Raw genomic sequence first — 16,549 nt, 5'->3', positions numbered from 1 at the left:
TCCCGGCGAACGCCGGGACCCATAACCACCGAAGTCCGCGGTCGCGCAAAGCCGTGGCCACAGCGTTCTAGAACAGCCAAAATCTGTGGTTATGGATCCCGGCTCGCGCTTCGCTTGGCCGGGACGACAGCGGGAAATTATCTCAGCCGCTTCCACATGATCGCGGTGGCGCAGAGACGGCCGTCGGGAAACAGCGCGTAATCCGGCACCGTGCCGCTCTGCTGCCAGCCGGCCCGCAGATAAAGCCGGTGACCGCTTTCGCCGGGCACGGTGTCAAGCACCAGCAGCCAGCGGCCGCGCTTGAGCGCCTCATCCTCGATCGCCTTCATCAGCGCCATGCCGATGCCGCGGCCGCGCACCGAACGATGAACCAGCATTTTCTTGACGTCGGCGCGATGCGGCTGGTTCGGTGGCGTATCGAGCCCGAGCTGCACGGCGCCGACGATCTTGCCGCCAACGCGCGCCGCCAAGAGAACCAGATCGCCACCAGCAATGCCGCCTTCAACCTTGTCGAAAAACTTGCGTGCGTCGCTTTGCGAAAATCCCGCCATGAAATTGACGCTGGCGCCGCCGGCGACGCAATCGACCAAAACTTCCGCCAATTCGTCGAGCGCGCGAGCGCCGATCGGCGCGGCTAGAGCAACGATCTCGATCTCTTCGCTCACGCGAGATCGAGCTTGGACGCGACGGTGGAGTCGGCGTTCAGGCGATAGATGATGGGCGCGCCGGTTGCGAGTTCGCGCTTCAAAATGCCTTCCGGCGACAGCTTTTCCAGCACCATGATCAGTGCGCGCAGCGAATTGCCGTGGGCTGCGACCAGGGTACGCTCGCCGCGCAGCACGCATGGGAGAATTTCCTGAACGTAATAAGGCAGCGTGCGCGCGAGCGTATCCTTCAGGCTCTCGCCGCCGGGCGGCGGCACGTCGAAGGAACGGCGCCAGATCAGCACCTGATCCTCGCCCCATTTCTTGCGCGCGTCGTCCTTGTTGAGGCCGGAGAGATCGCCATAGTCGCGCTCGTTGAGCGCAAGGTGCTTGTGAACGGGAAGATTCGTCTGGCCAAGCTGGCTCAGCATCAGGTCGAGCGTGTGCTGGGCGCGCGTGAGCACCGAGGTAAAGGCGACGTCGAACACGAGGCCTTGCTCTTTGAGTTTACGGCCGGCCGCATTGGCCTCGGCGATGCCCTGCTCGGTGAGATCAGGGTCCTTCCAGCCGGTGAAGAGATTCTTCAGATTCCATTCGCTCTGGCCGTGACGCACCAGCACGACAAGACGTTCGCCCATGTCCAAACTTTCGTTTTTGACGTGATCAGAAATTGGTGAGGCCGAGCACGTCGGCCATGGTGTAGAGCCCCGGCTTCTTGTCGCGCGCCCACAGCGCCGCCTTCACCGCGCCTTGCGCAAACATCGTGCGATCCTCGGCGCGATGGGTGAGCTCGATGCGCTCCATGGCGCCGGCAAAGATCACGCTGTGATCGCCGGTGACGGAGCCGCCGCGCAAGGAGGCAAAGCCGATATCGCCCGACCGGCGCGCGCCGGTCTCGCCATCGCGCCCGCGCGCCGAATTGGTGCCGAGCGCAATCCCGCGCCCCGCGGCGGCCGCCTCGCCCAGCATCAGCGCGGTGCCCGAGGGCGCATCGATCTTGGCGCGGTGATGCATTTCGAGAATTTCGATGTCGAAGCTCGCATCAAGCGATTGCGCAACGCGCTTGACCAGCGCGGCGAGAAGATTGATGCCGAGGCTCATATTGCCAGACTTCACCACCGTGGCACGCGAGGTCACGCTCTGGATCACCGCATCGTCCGACGCCGACAGCCCGGTGGTGCCGATGACATGGACGAGCCCGCGTTGCGCGGCGATCGCGACATTGGCGATGGTCGCGCCCGGCACGGTAAAATCGAGAATGCCGTCGGCATTGGCCGACATCGACCACAGGTCGGCCGACAGCTCGATGCCCTTGGCAGGAAGCCCTGCAAGCACGCCGGCATCCTTGCCGAGCAGGTCCGAGCCCGGCGCCTCCAGCGCCCCGGCCAACACGGCTCCTGGCGTCTCGGAAATCACACGCGTGAGCGCCCGGCCCATCCGGCCGCCGGCGCCTGCAACAATCAAACGCATATCGGACATGGCAATACCTCTCCCCGCCGTATTAGCGGCCACGGGAAGTTCCGGCAACCGATCAGGCCCGCTTATTGGCCAGGCTGCGGGCCGTCGTACCCTTCGATGATCACGAGATCGCCTTCGGAATGCGGCGCACGAAGCGCCACCAGGCGCACATATTCCGGCGAATTGTAGCAGGCGATCGCGGTGTCGTAGTCCTTGAACTCGATCACCACGTTGCGGGTGCGCGCGGAGCCCTCCTTGGAGACATGCCGGCCGGCGCGCACGAGAAACTTGCCGCCATATTTCGCAAAGACCGGCCCGTTCTGCGCGACGTAATCCTTGTAGCCTTCAGGGTTGTGCACATCGATGCGCGCGATCCAGTAACCTTTCGCCATGCTGGTCTCCTTCTTATTCTAGCGCTTGCGCGATTTCGGCCTGGATGGCGTCCGCCGCGGCTCTCGGATCGGCCGCCTCCATGATGGGCCGGCCGACCACGAGATAATCGCTGCCGGCCTTGATTGCACGTGATGGTGTCATGATGCGCTTCTGATCGCCGACGGCACTCCCCGCGGGGCGGATACCCGGCGTCACGAGAGCCATCTGGGCGCCGACGATGTTGCGCACGGCCGCGACCTCTTCCGGCGAGCATACAATTCCGTCGACGCCGATGTCCTTGGCCTGGCGGGCGCGAATGGCGACGAGGTCGGCGATACCGTGCCTGTAGCCGGCCGCTTCCATGTCCACCTGACTATAGGATGTCAGCACCGTGACCGCGAGAATCCCAAGGCCGGAATTGCCTCGTCCCTCGACCGCCGACTGCATGGTCTGAGGATAGGCATGCACGGTGACAAAGGTCGCTCCGAGCGAGGACAGGCTTTCGACACCGCTTTTGACGGTGTTGCCGATGTCGTGCAGCTTGACGTCGATGAACACCTTCTTGCCGGCGTCGCGCAGCTTTTGCGCCAGCGGCAGGCCGCCGCGATACACCAGCTGATAGCCGATCTTGTAGAACGTCACGGCATCGCCGAGACGCTTGATCATCGCCTCCGCCGGCTCAAGACCCGGCAGGTCGAGCGAGACGATCAGCCGGTCTTTTGGCGCGATAGGCAATGGCATGGTTCCTCACATCAGGCGTTGAGAGACATCGATCAATTGCCGCACCAACGCGGTCAACGCCTCGATGTCGGGCATGTTCTTCAGGCGATCCATATCGTCATAGGCATCATTGGCAAAGGCCAGCGAAAGCTGGCTCGGAATCACCAGCGCATGGCAGGCCGTCAAAATCAGGCGCAGCGCGGCAGCCGCGCGCGCGCCACCGAGCCGGCTTTGCGAGGCGGACGCAACCGCAAAGGCGCGGCCGCGAAACACCTGTCCCCTCGTCTCATGGGCATCCTGCACGCGGCTGACCCAGTCGATCGCGTTCTTGAGCAGCGGCGGCACCGACGAGTTGTATTCCGGCGTGACGAACAGCACGCCGTGATGGGCGCCGATCATGCGCTTGAGATCGACCGCGTTCTTCGGCACGCCGGATTTCGTCTGCAGATCGCCGTCATAGATCGGCAGCGGGAAGTCGGCGAGCGAGAGTTTTGTCACTTCCGCGCCGGCTTGTGCGAATTGATGGGCGGCAACGGCGGCGAGCTTCGCGTTCAGCGAGCCGGTTCGCAGCGAGCCGGGGATCACCAGGATCTTTAGCGCAGCCATGATTATGGTGCCGTGTTGCGCCCCCACCCAACCCTCCCCCGCAAGCGGGAGAGGAAGCGCACGTCCGTCGTGGAGACAGATTTTGCCTAACCCTTGCGATACACCCAGACGCGGGCGGGCGGAAGGTTCATCCAGACGCGCTCGGAGGCTTCGGTGGAAACACCGGGCAGCGATTTCGGTATCGGCGGCGCGACCGAATAGGTGAACTGCACAAAGGGAGCGCCGGGCGCGAGCGCCACGAAAGCATCGCGGATCAACCGCAGGCGGATCTGCATCGGCTTGGTCACCAGCGGCAGGCCGGAAACGACGGCCGAGGCCGGCGCGGCGAGCTCCTTATGAAGGGAGTCGCGCAGGCGGTAGGCATCGCCCTGGATCACCTTGGCCTGCGGATAGCGATCGCGCAGCAGCGCGCAGAAGCCCGGATTGTACTCGACCAGCACCAGACGCTTCTGGTCGACGCCGCGCTCGATCAGCGCGTTGGTGATCGCGCCGGTTCCCGGGCCCAGTTCGACAACGGGGCCTTCCGAATCGACATCGACGTAGTGAGCCATGGTGCGTGCGAGCAGCTTGCCCGAAGGCATCACCGCTCCCATGTGAAGCGGCTTTTCAATCCACGAGCGGAGAAAGCGAACTTCGTCATCGAGACGAAGGGGTTTTTTCAACGCACGCGCGGACGATTGCAATGGCATGTCGCTACTAGTGCCCAGGCGGGACCGCTTTCGCGGCACTGTCAGAAAATAGTCATAAAGACGTATAGCTAGGCAACGATCCGGTCAAGCAAAACGCGCCTTGCGGCGCGGTGTCCCGACATATCAGCCTTGAGTAAGGCGCTGCGCAGATTGGCGTTTTGTGCAAACCGAAAAGCACATCCAAAGAGCAGCACGTCTCACGTGCTGGCGCGGGTGCCGAAGAAGTCCTTAACCTTGGCAAAGAAACCCGCAGCCTCGGGTTGGGTTGCACCGGAGGACAATTTTTCGAACTCGGTCAGCAATTCCTGCTGCTTCTTGGTCAGGTTCTGCGGCGTCTCGACCATCACCTGAACGTACATGTCGCCGGTCTGGCGCGAACGCAGCACCGGCATTCCCTTTGACGCAATGCGGAAGCGCCGGCCGGTCTGGGTTCCCGAGGGTATTTTCACCTTGGTCTTGCCCTTGTCGATGGTCGGCACCTCGATCTCGCCGCCAAGAGCGGCATTCACCATCGAGATCGGCACCCGGCAATGCAGGTCGGCGCCGTCGCGCTGGAAGAATTCGTGGCTCGCCAGCGACAGGAAAATATAGAGATCGCCGGGAGGCCCGCCGCGCAGGCCCGCCTCGCCTTCGCCGGCGAGGCGAATGCGCGTGCCGTCCTCGACGCCTTGCGGAATGTTGACGGACAGCGTTCGCTCGCGCGTCACCCGGCCCGTGCCGGTGCAGGAGGGACACGCATCCTCGATCGTCTGGCCGCGGCCCTGGCAGGTCGGACAGGTCCGCTCCAGCGTGAAAAAGCCCTGCGCCTGCCGAACCCGCCCCATGCCACCGCACATGCCGCAGGCCTTCGGCTTGGTGCCGGCTTTGGCGCCGATACCCGAACAGGCTTCGCAGGTGACCGAGACGGGAATCTCGATCTGCGCGGTCTTGCCCTGAAAGGCTTCTTCCAGGGAGATTTCCATGTTGTAGCGCAGGTCGGCGCCACGCTCGCGGCCGCCGCGGGAGCGCTGACTCGCCATGCCGAACAGGTCTTCGAAAATATCGGAGAAGGAGGACGCGAAGCCGGTGCCGAAACCGTGGCCCCCACCGCCCTGCTCGAACGCGGCGTGGCCGAACCGGTCATAGGCGGCGCGCTTGTCGCCGTCCTTCAGGACCTCGTAGGCTTCGTTGATTTCCTTGAACTTGATTTCGCTCTGGGCGTCGCCGGGATTGCGGTCGGGATGCCATTTCATCGCGAGCTTGCGAAAGGCCGACTTGAGCTTGTTTTCGTCCGCGTTCCGCTCGACTTCCAGGGTCTCGTAATAACAGCGCTTGGTGGACATCCGTCAAACCCGCCCGAAGTCTTTCCTCATCCCGAAGGAGTGCCGCCTAGAATGCCGCCTTCGGCTTAACGAAAAATAACCCCCACTCTTTCGAGACGCCAGTCGCGCACTCGCAAGAAGTGGGGGTCATGATCTCCGCTCTCAAGCAGATTTCTTGTTGTTCTTGTCGTCGTCGACTTCGGTGAATTCCGCGTCGACGACATCGTCCTTCGCAGCATCCTTGGCCGCATCGGCCTCGGCCTGCTGCTTGTACATGGCCTCACCGAGCTTCATCGAGGCCTGCGCCAGCGTATTGGTCTTGGCCTTGATGGCTTCGGCATCGTCGCCCTTCAGCGCTTCCTTCAGATCGCTGACGGCATCCTCGATGGCGCGGCGCTCGGTGTCCGCGATCTTCGAACCATGCTCGGAAAGCGCCTTCTCGGTGGAATGCACCAGCGCGTCAGCGTGGTTCTTGGCATCGACCGCCTCGCGGCGCTTCTTGTCCTCGGCCGCATTGGCCTCGGCGTCCTTGACCATCTTGTCGATGTCGGATTCGGACAGGCCGCCGGAGGCCTGAATCCGGATCTGCTGCTCCTTGCCGGTCGCCTTGTCCTTGGCGGACACGTTGACGATGCCGTTGGCGTCGATGTCGAAGGTGACCTCGATCTGCGGCATGCCGCGCGGCGCCGGCGGAATGCCCATCAGGTCGAACTGGCCGAGCATCTTGTTGTCGGCCGCCATTTCACGCTCGCCCTGGAAGACGCGGATGGTGACAGCGTTCTGATTATCCTCGGCCGTCGAGAACACTTGGCTCTTCTTGGTCGGGATCGTGGTGTTGCGGTCGATGATGCGGGTGAACACGCCACCCAGCGTCTCGATGCCGAGCGACAGCGGCGTGACGTCGAGCAAGAGCACGTCCTTGACGTCGCCTTGCAGCACGCCGGCCTGGATCGCAGCGCCGATGGCCACGACTTCGTCGGGGTTGACGCCCTTGTGCGGCTCCTTGCCGAACAACTGCTTCACGACTTCCTGCACCTTCGGCATGCGGGTCATACCGCCGACCAGCACCACTTCGCCGATTTCGCCAGCGGTAAGGCCGGCATCCTTCAGCGCCTTGCGGCAGGGCTCGATCGTCTTCTGCACGAGGTCATCGACCAGCGCCTCGAACTTGGCGCGCGTCAGCTTCATGGTCAGATGCTTCGGCCCGGTCTGGTCCGCCGTGATGAAGGGCAGGTTGATTTCGGTCTGCGTCGTCGACGACAATTCGATCTTGGCCTTTTCAGCGGCCTCTTTCAGGCGCTGCAGAGCCAGCTTGTCGTTGCGCAGGTTGATGCCCTGCTCCTTCTGGAATTCGTCGGCGAGATAGCCGACCAGGCGCATGTCGAAATCTTCGCCGCCGAGGAAGGTGTCGCCGTTGGTCGACTTCACCTCGAACACGCCATCGCCGATCTCGAGAATGGAAATATCGAACGTGCCGCCGCCGAGGTCGTACACCGCAATGGTGCCGGACTTGGTCTTGTCGAGACCATAGGCCAGCGCTGCCGCGGTCGGCTCGTTGATGATGCGCAGCACTTCGAGGCCCGCGATCTTGCCGGCATCCTTGGTGGCCTGGCGCTGGGCGTCGTTGAAGTAGGCGGGAACCGTGATGACGGCCTGATCGACCTTCTGGCCGAGATGGGCCTCAGCGGTCTCCTTCATCTTCTGCAGGATGAAGGCGGAAATCTGCGAGGGCGAGTAGGTCTTGCCGTCGGCCTCGACCCAGGCATCGCCGTTGGAGGCTTTGACGATCTTGTAGGGGACGAGCTTCTTGTCCTTTTCCACCATCGGATCGTCATAGCGGCGGCCGATCAGGCGCTTCACCGCAAAGAAGGTCCGCTCGGGATTGGTGACTGCCTGGCGCTTGGCCGGCTGGCCGACGAGGCGCTCGCCATCATCGGTAAAAGCGACGATCGACGGGGTCGTCCGCATGCCCTCGGCGTTTTCGATAACTTTGGCGTTCTTGCCATCCATGACGGCGACGCACGAATTCGTCGTGCCGAGATCGATCCCAATGACCTTTCCCATGGTCCCTATATCCTTCTTTTTGCGGCAGGTCGGCTAGGCCCTTTACGGCGCCCTCAACCGGACCCCCAACGATCAAATACTCGCGATATTGCGACGGTGAGCCTCATATAGGAGGGGGTGTATGGCCTGCAAGGAGCTTGGCGCAACCTTCGGCCGTTAACACCCTCAACTTTTAAAGATAGTTTCGAGGCGAGACCACGGCCGAGCGGCCCCGGGGTAATACCGGGAGCGGGCCAGCCCCCGCGCCGGCCATGCCCTGTCGCAGCCGCGGTAAAACCGCTAAAAGCGCCCCAGCCATTGAAGGGATTCGGGCCACCGATGCCCCCATCGATCGGTCCCAATCATGACCCGAGAAAATCGCCGATGACCTATCTCCGACTGCTTTCCGTCTTCGCCTGGCTTGTCGTCACCGTGGGTGGCGCGCTTGCGGCCGACCCGGTTTTCCCCCCGGGAGCCCGGGTCGGGATCACGCCGCTAGTGGGCCTTAACCCCGCCAAGGCCTTCACCGGCTTCGAGACGGAAGACCAGAGTGTCAAGGTCCTGATCGCAGAGCTGCCGGCCTCCGCCTATGGCGAGGTCATGAACTCCTTCAAGAACAATCCGTCGATCCCCGCGGCCGTCAAGCCGGAGAGCCTCGAGACATCAGCCGGAACCGCCTACTACACGGTCGAGAACGCCAAGAATGCGTCCGGCCCCGTTCGCCATTACGCGATGATTCTCTCGGGCGGCACCTTCTCGGGCTATGTCGATGTCCAGGTGCCCGAGAACGCCACCAGGATCTATAGCGATGATGCGGTCCGCCAGATGTTTACCTCGGCGGTGATTCGCAAGGAAGTTCCGGTCGACGAACAGCTCGCGCTGATGCCGTTCAAGGTCGGCAATCTCGGCGACTTCAAGAGTGTTCGCGCGCTCGGCGCCACCGGCGCGCTGCTTCTCGCCGACGGCGATGAGACCACCGGCTTCGAGGCCGCGCCCTTCATGGTGATCGGCCTGATGGCATCCTCGCCGACCCAACCCGATGACCGCGCCCGCTTTGCCGAGCAGGCGGCGCGCGCCATTCCCGGCATGCACTCCGGGCGCATCACGATGTCCGAACCCGTCCGCATCGACGGATTGGCCGGCTACGAGACGCGGATCGACGCCACCTCCGGCCGCAACGACACGCAGGTGACGCTGGTGCAGTGGTTGCGCTTCGGCAGCGGGGGCGCCATGCGGGTGATCGGCAGCGCGCCGCGCGACCAATGGGAAAAGGCGTTTCCGCGTTTTCGTGCCGTCCGCGACGGGATTGAGCCGCGCTAGCCCAAATGAGCCTCGTCGCGTCCGCCTATCTCGACAAGACGTTCTCGGAACGCGACGAGGCCAGCCTGGCATTTCTGTCCTCCCTCGTCTGTGGCACGCAGGCGTTTGACGAGCGGCATGCAATTTATGGCCTGCCACCGCCTCTCTTTCTGTTCGTCGAAGACCTGCTCTGGTTTGCGCAAGCGTGGCGATCCGGTTCCTGGACCTATTTTGAAGCAACGCCGCCAGAGCGGCAGCAGGCCATGCTGGAAGCATTGCGAACCGATGCTCCGAACGGCTGGTCGGATCAGTACGCGTCCGGCATGCGCCGCTGGCAGGAGGCCGAACCGCTTCGCGCCCTCGATGCGTGGATGATGCAACAAGATCAGGCCAATTCCGAATTCCTTTGGGACCATCTGGCGCGGCATCGGGCGATCCTTGAAGGCCTCCCGTGACCGGCTCGATCAAGCCGCAGGCACTTCTTTGACCTTCCCACGGGTCGCGGATTTGCTAGCATCACCCATCGGTGATGCGGACTTTTGAACCGCCACACTACTCAAGAGGGAGGTGCAGCATGATCGATCGAAGGAAGACACTCGCGGCGTTAGGGAGCCTGGCCATGACAGCGATTGCCTCGCGACCGGTTTCAGCAGCAGCCTCGATCAAGATCGACGATACGTCGGTGCTGCTCGTGATCGACGTGCAAAACTGTTTCCTGCCCGGCGGCAGCCTCGCCGTGAAGGACGGCGATGCGGTCGTGCCTGTGATCAACAAGCTCGCACGCGGATTCGCCAATGTCGTGATGACGCAGGACTGGCACACGCCGGGCCACGTTTCTTTCGCGTCATCGCATAGCGGCAAGAAGCCGTTCGAGACCATCGATCTTGCTTACGGCAAGCAGGTGCTGTGGCCCGACCACTGCGTACAGGGCACCGATGGCGCATCGCTGTCGAAGGACCTGTCGATCCCGCAGGCCGAACTCATCGTCCGCAAGGGCTATCACAAGGACGTCGACAGCTATTCGGCCTTCACGGAGGCCGACGGCAAGACGACGACGGGGCTTGCTGCCTGGCTCAAGGCGCGCAAGCTGCAACGGCTTTTCATCGCGGGGCTGGCCACCGATTTCTGCGTGGCATGGACAGCGCTCGATGCGCGCAAGGCCGGCTTCGATGCATTCGTGATCGAGGACGCCTGCCGCGGCATCGATACCCAGGGCTCGCTTGCGAAAGCCTGGGCGGACATGGCGAAAGCCGGCGTGAAGCGAATCCAGTCGACCGATATCGCCGTATCGTAACGGCGTTTGACCCTCATGGTGAGGAGGCGTGTCAACGCCGTCTCGAACCATGAGGCCATCGACTCGGGCCTTCATCCTTCGAGACGCGCGCGAATGCGCGCTCCTCAGGATGAGGTTGAAAGCCGTTACTGGTGTTCGCCCGCCGGCGCCGTCTTCGCGCCGCCCTTGGAGACGCCGACCAGCGCGGGGCGCAGCACGCGTTCGCCGATCGTGTAGCCGGCCTGAACCACCTGCACCACGGTGCCCGCGGGCACGGACGGATCCGGAACCTCGTACATCGCCTGCTGGAAATTCGGATTGAACTTCTCGCCTTGCGGATCGAACTTCTTCACGCCGTTTTTCTCCAGCGCGCTGAGCAGCGACCGTTCGGTCAACACGACGCCTTCGATCAGCGCTTTGAGCATCGGATCGGCCGATTCGCGCGTCTCGGCGGGAACCGCATCGAGCGTGCGCTGGAGATTATCGGCGATATCGAGCACGTCCCGCGCAAAGCCGGTGATGCCGTAGATTTTGGAGTCGGCAACCTCACGCCGGGTGCGCTGACGAAGATTCTCCATCTCGGCCAGCGTGCGCAGCGTCTTGTCGCGGGCGTCGGCCAGTTCCTTGGCGAGCGCCTCTACCGATCCCGGCTCGGGATCGTCAGGCATGATGTAGGGCTTGGAAACCACGGGCTCAGCCGCCTGTTCCGGATCGGCCGAATTGTCGTTCTGCCCGTTGGGGTTGGTCATGCGACACCCTTCTCGAAAATTGTCTTCAAAAGTGCATTGCGGTGGTTGGATTGCTCGGCGGGATATCGTGCTTTAGCGGCCGAAAATCAAGCGGCAATCAGCCACCCAGCAGGCGGCTGACGATCCGCGCCGCATAATCCACGGTCGGGATCACGCGGGCATAATTGAGCCGGGTCGGCCCGATCACCCCGAGCACGCCGACGATCTTGCCCGCGGCATCCCGGTAGGGCGCGATGATGGTGGAGGACCCCGACAGCGAGAACAGCTTGTTCTCCGAGCCGATGAAAATCCGCACCCCTTCGGCGCTTTCCGCGCGGCCGAGCAGATCGATGACGCCGCGCTTGGTCTCGAGATCGTCGAACAGGAGGCGGACACGCTCGAGATCTTCGAGCGCGTGCAAGTCTTCGAGCAGATTGGCGTGACCGCGCACGATCAGCTGCCGGTCCTCGTTTTCACCGCCCGACCAGCTCGCAAATCCGGCCGCGATCACCTTCTGTGTCAGCTGGTCGAGCTCGGCGCGGGCCTGCACCAATGCGGTTTCGAGTTCGAGGCGCGCTTCCGCCAGCGTTCGTCCCCTGATCCGCGCATTGAGAAAATTAGTCGCTTCGATCAGTGCCGAGGACGGCACGCCGGGCGGCAAGGCCAGCACGCGGTTCTCGACCTGGCCATCCTCGCTGACCAGTACGACCAGCGCCCGCTCCGGCTCCAGCCGCACGAACTCGATGTGTTTCAGGCGCGAGTTGGATTTGCCGGTCAACACCACCGCGGCCGCGCGCGTGAGCCCCGAGAGCCGCGTCAGCGCCTCGCCAAGGGCGGCTTCCACCGATTGCGCCCGGCCGACGGCGGCGAGCTGGGTCTGGATCGATTGCCGCTCGGCCTCTGTGAGATCGCCGACCTGCATCAGGGCGTCGACAAAGAACCTCAGGCCCACTTCGGTCGGCAACCGTCCCGCCGAGGTATGCGGCGCATAGATCAGCCCGAGCGCTTCGAGATCGGCCATCACGTTGCGCACCGAGGCCGGCGACAACGGAACCGCGATCAGGCGTGAAATGTTGCGCGAGCCAACCGGTTCGCCGGTCGCAAGATAGCTCTCGACGATCTGGCGAAAGATGTCGCGCGAGCGCTCGTTGAGCTGGGCAAGCCCGGAATGCGACGAGATCAGGCCAATCGGTTCGTGGTGGGCCAAGACAGAAACTCCGCAAACACCAGGCTAATTTGTCCCTCTCGTTGCCCCGTGACAAGCATGGATCAAGGAAAAGCCTTGCCGCTTGGCAAACGCCCTCCTACAAGCACGCCCGACGTGGGTGGCAGAGCCATTCTTTGGTTAATTCGGAGGATTTTCAATGCGTCCAAGCCGCCGTGCGCCGGATGAGCTGCGCGCCGTGTCGCTGGAACGCGGCGTGGTCAAATATGCGGAAGGGTCTTGCCTCGTGAAGTTCGGCGATACCCATGTCCTGGTGACGGCCACGCTGGAAGAGCGGCTGCCGCCATGGCTCAAGGGCCAGGGCCGCGGCTGGGTCACGGCGGAATACGGCATGCTCCCGCGCGCCACCCTGGAACGCACGCGGCGCGAGGCATCGAGCGGCAAGCAGAGCGGCCGCACCGTCGAAATCCAGCGCTTGATCGGGCGATCGCTGCGCGCCACGCTGGATCTCGAGGCGCTCGGCGAGCGGCAGATCACGGTCGACTGCGATGTGCTGCAGGCCGACGGCGGCACGCGGACCGCCTCGATCACCGGCGCCTGGGTCGCGCTCGCCGACTGCATCGCCTGGATGAAGGCGCGCAACATGATCAAGACCGACGTGCTGCGCGACCATGTCGCTGCGATCTCCTGCGGCATCTATAACGGGACGCCCGTGCTCGATCTCGATTATGCCGAGGATTCGTCCGCCGAGACCGACGCCAACTTCGTCATGACCGGCGATGGCCGCATCGTCGAGGTGCAGGGCACCGCCGAGAAGACGCCGTTCTCGCAAGCCGAGTTCCTGGCGCTGATGGCGCTGGCGCAAAAGGGCGTCGCGCGGCTCGTGGATTTGCAGAAGATGGCGGTGGGTTAAGCATGCCCCGCCGCATCAGTGGCCAGCTTGTGATCGCAACCCACAATCCGGGCAAGCTTGCCGAGATGCGCGAACTCCTGGCCCCTCACGGCGTCACCGCGATCTCGGCGAGCGAACTTAACCTCGCCGAGCCGGACGAGACCGGCGACAATTTTGCAGCGAATGCGAAGATCAAGGCGGCCGCGGCGGCGATGACGGCAAAGCTCCCGGCCTTCGCCGATGACTCCGGACTTGCCGTCGATGCGCTCGACGGCGCGCCCGGAATTTATTCGGCGCGCTGGGCCGGCCCCTCGAAAGATTTCAACGCGGCGATGACCCGAATTGAGCGGCTGCTTGCCGAACGCGGCGCGAGCGAGCCCGCACAGCGCAGGGCACACTTCGTCTCGGCGCTCTGTGTTGCCTGGCCGGACGGCCATGTCGAGGAAGTCGAAGCGCGCGTCGACGGCACGCTGGTCTGGCCGCCGCGCGGGAGTGCCGGCTTCGGCTACGATCCGATGTTTTTGCCCGACGGGCATGAGCGCACCTTCGGCGAGATGACCTCGATCGAAAAGCATGGCCTGCCGCCGCTCGGCATGGGGCTTTCACATCGGGCACGCGCCTTCGTCAAACTGGCGGAGCGCTGCCTTGCTTAGCGCGGCGAGCAAAAACGAGGCCTTCGGCGTCTATGTGCACTGGCCGTTCTGCCTGTCGAAATGTCCGTACTGCGATTTCAACAGCCATGTCCGGCACGCCGCGATCGACGAGGACCGCTTTGCCCGCGCCTTTGCGCGCGAGATCGAGACGACCGCAAGCCGCATAGGCGGCCGCGACGTCACTTCGATCTTTCTCGGTGGCGGCACGCCGTCGCTGATGCAGCCGCAGACGGTGGCCGCGATCCTTGATGCGATCGGCAAGCACTGGCGCGTCGCGCCTGACGCCGAAGTGACGCTGGAAGCCAATCCCACCAGCGTGGAAGCGACGCGCTTTGCCGGCTATCGCTCCGCCGGCGTCAACCGCGTCTCGCTCGGGGTGCAGGCGCTGGACGATGCTTCGCTGAAAATGCTCGGACGAATGCACAGCGCGCGCGAGGCGCTCGATGCGGTCGCCATCGCGCGGCGCTCGTTCGAGCGTTATTCGTTCGACCTGATCTATGCGCGTCCCGACCAGACCGCGGAGGCCTGGACGAGCGAGCTGGAGCTCGCGATCAAAGAGGCCGCCGAGCATCTCTCGCTCTATCAATTGACCATCGAGGAAGGCACGCCGTTTTTCGGCTTGCACGCGGCCGGCAAGCTCAAGACGCCGGACGAAGGGCTTGCGCGTGACCTCTATGACGTGACGCAGGACGTCTGCGATCATCACGGCCTTTCCGCCTACGAAATCTCAAACCATGCGCGGCGGGGCGCGGAGTGTCGGCACAATCTCGTCTACTGGCGCGGGCAGGAATATGCCGGGATCGGCCCCGGCGCGCATGGCCGTCTCGATATTGACGGGATCAGGCACGCGACCTCGACCGAAAAGCGTCCCGAGGCGTGGCTGGTGCGGGTCGAGGCAGGCGGCCATGGCGTCGTCGCTGACGACGTCCTCAACAGCGAGGAGCGCGCCGACGAATTTCTGCTGATGGGACTGCGGCTGGCCGAAGGCATCGATCCCCGCCGCTATCAGGCGCTGGCTGGCCGGCCGATCGATCCACGGCGGATCGCGCTGCTCCGCGAGGAAGGCGCGATTGCCGTCGACAGCGACGGACGGCTGCGCGTGACGCAGGCGGGTTTTCCGCTGCTCGATGCCGTGGTGGCGGATCTGGCGGCTTAGTTTTTTCTCGTCGTCCCGGCCAAGCGAGTGAAACGAGCGCGAGCCGGGATCCATAACCACAGGCGTTGATTGTTGGAGCGAGCTGGAGCCACAGCGCGTCGAAAATTCAAATGGCTGTGGTTATGGGTCCCCGCCTTCGCGGGGACGACGGAAATGGACTACGCCCCAAAGCTTCGCGGCGAGCCCGCAATCGGCGTCGCGCCTTTCGAGGTGACCTTCATGACCGCAAGGCCGCGTTCGTTGGTGCCGTCTGCCTTGAAGCGAAACAGCCCGTCGATGCCGGCAAAGCCCGACGAATTTTGCAGCACTTCTGGACTGAAGCGCTTGCCGCCTTGCGTGCGCGACAGCGCCGCTACCAGCGCCACCGCGTCATAGGCCAGCGTCGCAGTCCGTACCGGCTCGCCGCCATATTTGTTCTTGTAGCGGTTGGCGAAGGAGCGGAAGCCTGCCGGATCCGGCGCCGCGTACATGCCGTTCTCCAGCGACGAATTTGAAAACACGCGCGGATTGTCCCACAGGCCGGTGCCGAGCAGTTGCACCTTCTGAAAGTTGGCGCCGGCAGCCGCCAGCGCGTCCGCGACCTGTGCGACGGCCTCGCCATCGTCGGCGAGAAGCAGCGTGTCCGCCGAAGCCAGCGATCCCGCGACATTGCGCGCCACCGTGGCGCGGTCAGCGCCGTATTTTTCAAACGCAACGATGCGGCCGCCGCGTTTCGGCACCGCCTGCTTGAAGGCGGCCTCGACCACATTGCCATAGGCATTCTCGGGCAGCATCGCCGCGAAGGAGCGTTTGCCGATGGCGCCGGCATAACCGACGATGCGCTCGACGTCCGACTCCGGCAGGAAGCTCAGGAGATAGACGCCATGGCCGGCGACGCTCGAATCGGTCGAGAACGCGATCACCGAGACGCCGCGGCCGCGCGCCACGCCTGCGACCGCCGGCACGGAAGCCGCAAACAGCGGCCCGAGAATGATCTCCGCGCCTTCATCGACCGCCTGCTGGGCGGCGGCTTGCGCGCCTTGTGCGGAACCGCCGTCGTCCTTGATCAGGAGCTGAAGGTTGGGATTGAGGAATTCCGCCAGCGCCATCTCGGAGGCGTTTTTCATCGACTGGGCGGCAACGGCGGCATTGCCGCCGGCTGACAGCGGCAGGAGCAGCGCGACCTTGACGCTGCCATTGCCGACCGCAACGCCCTGTTGCTGCGCGCCGGCAGGAGGCGGCGACGACGACGAGAACGGGTTGGAAACCGAGAATGAGCTGATGCTCTGCTGGACGTTGGCACAAGCGCCAAGCAGCGGCGCGCCCAGGATGAGTCCAAGCGCCGATCGCCGGGTTGCCGGCGCGCCCAAAATCCTGGATTTTCCGGTTCCGTTCTCCGCGGCTCCAGACGGTTCGTTTTGAAAATCGGGCTCTGACGCACCCACTGTAATTTCTCTTTCTTGTCCAGCCTCACAAAGGCCAGGACTTCGCCCCATCAGGAGGGGTGGATTCAGGCATATTGTCGGCGAAATAGTTAACCAAAACAAAAGGATTTTAGTCTTCCGGGGCAG

18 protein-coding genes are annotated in these 16,549 nt (G+C 63.7%); 6 read left to right on the top strand and 12 right to left on the bottom strand.

Going from position 1 to position 16,549, the window contains the following annotated elements; genetic code table 11:
- Positions 1-137 precede the first annotated feature (137 nt).
- From VFB05_RS18905 to dnaK, 9 genes are all read right to left on the bottom strand, one after another.
- Positions 138-665 carry a GNAT family N-acetyltransferase gene (locus tag VFB05_RS18905; protein ID WP_325014832.1) on the bottom strand — a complete coding sequence of 176 codons (528 nt, stop codon included), beginning with the start codon at positions 663-665 and terminating at the stop codon, positions 138-140.
- A complete protein-coding gene (locus tag VFB05_RS18900; RefSeq protein WP_325014830.1) occupies positions 662-1,282 on the bottom strand; it encodes a 2,3-bisphosphoglycerate-dependent phosphoglycerate mutase in 621 nt (206 codons plus the stop codon). The genes VFB05_RS18905 and VFB05_RS18900 overlap by 4 nt, the downstream gene beginning before the upstream one ends.
- Before the next feature lie 25 nt (positions 1,283-1,307).
- Positions 1,308-2,123 carry a 4-hydroxy-tetrahydrodipicolinate reductase gene (dapB, locus tag VFB05_RS18895; RefSeq protein WP_325014828.1) on the bottom strand — a complete coding sequence of 272 codons (816 nt, stop codon included), beginning with the start codon at positions 2,121-2,123 and terminating at the stop codon, positions 1,308-1,310.
- 62 nt (positions 2,124-2,185) lie between these two features.
- The gene (locus VFB05_RS18890) at positions 2,186-2,494 is read right to left on the bottom strand and encodes a DUF1330 domain-containing protein (RefSeq protein ID WP_325014826.1); all 309 of its coding nucleotides are present in this window, start codon (positions 2,492-2,494) and stop codon (positions 2,186-2,188) included.
- 13 nt (positions 2,495-2,507) lie between these two features.
- Entirely contained in the window at positions 2,508-3,215 is a 708-nt protein-coding gene (pyrF, locus tag VFB05_RS18885; RefSeq protein ID WP_325014824.1) for an orotidine-5'-phosphate decarboxylase, read from the bottom strand.
- A gap of 6 nt (positions 3,216-3,221) precedes the next feature.
- Positions 3,222-3,800, bottom strand: coding sequence for an NAD(P)H-dependent oxidoreductase (locus VFB05_RS18880; RefSeq protein ID WP_325014822.1), 579 nt, complete (start codon positions 3,798-3,800; stop codon positions 3,222-3,224).
- Between the two features lie 86 nt (positions 3,801-3,886).
- Positions 3,887-4,489 carry a class I SAM-dependent methyltransferase gene (locus VFB05_RS18875; RefSeq protein WP_325014820.1) on the bottom strand — a complete coding sequence of 201 codons (603 nt, stop codon included), beginning with the start codon at positions 4,487-4,489 and terminating at the stop codon, positions 3,887-3,889.
- Between the two features lie 197 nt (positions 4,490-4,686).
- Complete coding sequence (gene dnaJ, locus VFB05_RS18870; RefSeq protein WP_325014818.1) at positions 4,687-5,811, bottom strand: molecular chaperone DnaJ; 1,125 nt, start codon at positions 5,809-5,811, stop codon at positions 4,687-4,689.
- 141 nt (positions 5,812-5,952) lie between these two features.
- Positions 5,953-7,854, bottom strand: coding sequence for a molecular chaperone DnaK (gene dnaK / locus VFB05_RS18865; RefSeq protein WP_325014816.1), 1,902 nt, complete (start codon positions 7,852-7,854; stop codon positions 5,953-5,955).
- Positions 7,855-8,217: 363 nt separating this feature from the next.
- Here dnaK and VFB05_RS18860 point away from each other — a divergent pair, with 363 nt between their 5' ends.
- The 3 genes from VFB05_RS18860 to pncA all read left to right on the top strand — a co-directional run bounded on the left by VFB05_RS18860 (position 8,218) and on the right by pncA (position 10,426).
- Positions 8,218-9,153, top strand: a complete 936-nt coding sequence (locus VFB05_RS18860; RefSeq protein ID WP_325014814.1) for a hypothetical protein — start codon at positions 8,218-8,220, stop codon at positions 9,151-9,153.
- Between the two features lie 5 nt (positions 9,154-9,158).
- Entirely contained in the window at positions 9,159-9,587 is a 429-nt protein-coding gene (locus VFB05_RS18855; RefSeq protein WP_325014812.1) for a hypothetical protein, read from the top strand.
- Positions 9,588-9,706: 119 nt separating this feature from the next.
- Positions 9,707-10,426, top strand: a complete 720-nt coding sequence (pncA, locus tag VFB05_RS18850) for a bifunctional nicotinamidase/pyrazinamidase (protein WP_325014810.1) — start codon at positions 9,707-9,709, stop codon at positions 10,424-10,426.
- A gap of 125 nt (positions 10,427-10,551) precedes the next feature.
- On the opposite strand, the gene grpE is transcribed toward pncA, so the two are convergent.
- Complete coding sequence (gene grpE / locus VFB05_RS18845) at positions 10,552-11,154, bottom strand: nucleotide exchange factor GrpE (RefSeq protein ID WP_325014808.1); 603 nt, start codon at positions 11,152-11,154, stop codon at positions 10,552-10,554.
- Positions 11,155-11,251: 97 nt separating this feature from the next.
- The gene (hrcA, locus tag VFB05_RS18840; RefSeq protein WP_325014806.1) at positions 11,252-12,340 is read right to left on the bottom strand and encodes a heat-inducible transcriptional repressor HrcA; all 1,089 of its coding nucleotides are present in this window, start codon (positions 12,338-12,340) and stop codon (positions 11,252-11,254) included.
- Between the two features lie 157 nt (positions 12,341-12,497).
- Here hrcA and rph point away from each other — a divergent pair, with 157 nt between their 5' ends.
- Genes rph through hemW form a run of 3 tightly spaced genes read left to right on the top strand, consistent with a single transcriptional unit; the run spans position 12,498 to position 14,999 of the window.
- Complete coding sequence (gene rph / locus VFB05_RS18835) at positions 12,498-13,211, top strand: ribonuclease PH (protein ID WP_325014804.1); 714 nt, start codon at positions 12,498-12,500, stop codon at positions 13,209-13,211.
- A gap of 2 nt (positions 13,212-13,213) precedes the next feature.
- On the top strand, positions 13,214-13,843 hold the full coding sequence (gene rdgB, locus VFB05_RS18830) for an RdgB/HAM1 family non-canonical purine NTP pyrophosphatase (protein WP_325014802.1): 630 nt from the start codon (positions 13,214-13,216) through the stop codon (positions 13,841-13,843).
- A complete protein-coding gene (hemW, locus tag VFB05_RS18825; protein WP_325014800.1) occupies positions 13,836-14,999 on the top strand; it encodes a radical SAM family heme chaperone HemW in 1,164 nt (387 codons plus the stop codon). The genes rdgB and hemW overlap by 8 nt, the downstream gene beginning before the upstream one ends.
- A gap of 158 nt (positions 15,000-15,157) precedes the next feature.
- Here the strand turns inward: hemW and VFB05_RS18820 are convergent, their stop codons facing one another.
- A complete protein-coding gene (locus VFB05_RS18820; RefSeq protein ID WP_325014797.1) occupies positions 15,158-16,348 on the bottom strand; it encodes a penicillin-binding protein activator in 1,191 nt (396 codons plus the stop codon).
- Between the last annotated feature and the right edge of the window lie 201 nt (positions 16,349-16,549).

Origin of the sequence: Bradyrhizobium sp., assembly GCF_035652035.1 — a bacterium.
GTDB lineage: Bacteria > Pseudomonadota > Alphaproteobacteria > Rhizobiales > Xanthobacteraceae > Bradyrhizobium.
This window is presented reverse-complemented; position numbering and strand designations above follow the sequence as displayed.

What these genes read in the sequence shown, in the direction of transcription:
- VFB05_RS18880 (WP_325014822.1), bottom strand. Translation starts at nt 3,800, where the DNA reads ATGGCTGCGCTAAAGATCCTGGTGATCCCCGGCTCGCTGCGAACCGGC.
- VFB05_RS18900 (WP_325014830.1), bottom strand. Translation starts at nt 1,282, where the DNA reads ATGGGCGAACGTCTTGTCGTGCTGGTGCGTCACGGCCAGAGCGAATGG.
- pyrF (WP_325014824.1), bottom strand. Translation starts at nt 3,215, where the DNA reads ATGCCATTGCCTATCGCGCCAAAAGACCGGCTGATCGTCTCGCTCGAC.
- pncA (WP_325014810.1), top strand. Translation starts at nt 9,707, where the DNA reads ATGATCGATCGAAGGAAGACACTCGCGGCGTTAGGGAGCCTGGCCATG.
- rph (WP_325014804.1), top strand. Translation starts at nt 12,498, where the DNA reads ATGCGTCCAAGCCGCCGTGCGCCGGATGAGCTGCGCGCCGTGTCGCTG.
- rdgB (WP_325014802.1), top strand. Translation starts at nt 13,214, where the DNA reads ATGCCCCGCCGCATCAGTGGCCAGCTTGTGATCGCAACCCACAATCCG.
- VFB05_RS18855 (WP_325014812.1), top strand. Translation starts at nt 9,159, where the DNA reads ATGAGCCTCGTCGCGTCCGCCTATCTCGACAAGACGTTCTCGGAACGC.
- VFB05_RS18875 (WP_325014820.1), bottom strand. Translation starts at nt 4,489, where the DNA reads ATGCCATTGCAATCGTCCGCGCGTGCGTTGAAAAAACCCCTTCGTCTC.
- grpE (WP_325014808.1), bottom strand. Translation starts at nt 11,154, where the DNA reads ATGACCAACCCCAACGGGCAGAACGACAATTCGGCCGATCCGGAACAG.
- dnaK (WP_325014816.1), bottom strand. Translation starts at nt 7,854, where the DNA reads ATGGGAAAGGTCATTGGGATCGATCTCGGCACGACGAATTCGTGCGTC.
- VFB05_RS18860 (WP_325014814.1), top strand. Translation starts at nt 8,218, where the DNA reads ATGACCTATCTCCGACTGCTTTCCGTCTTCGCCTGGCTTGTCGTCACC.
- VFB05_RS18890 (WP_325014826.1), bottom strand. Translation starts at nt 2,494, where the DNA reads ATGGCGAAAGGTTACTGGATCGCGCGCATCGATGTGCACAACCCTGAA.
- dapB (WP_325014828.1), bottom strand. Translation starts at nt 2,123, where the DNA reads ATGTCCGATATGCGTTTGATTGTTGCAGGCGCCGGCGGCCGGATGGGC.
- dnaJ (WP_325014818.1), bottom strand. Translation starts at nt 5,811, where the DNA reads ATGTCCACCAAGCGCTGTTATTACGAGACCCTGGAAGTCGAGCGGAAC.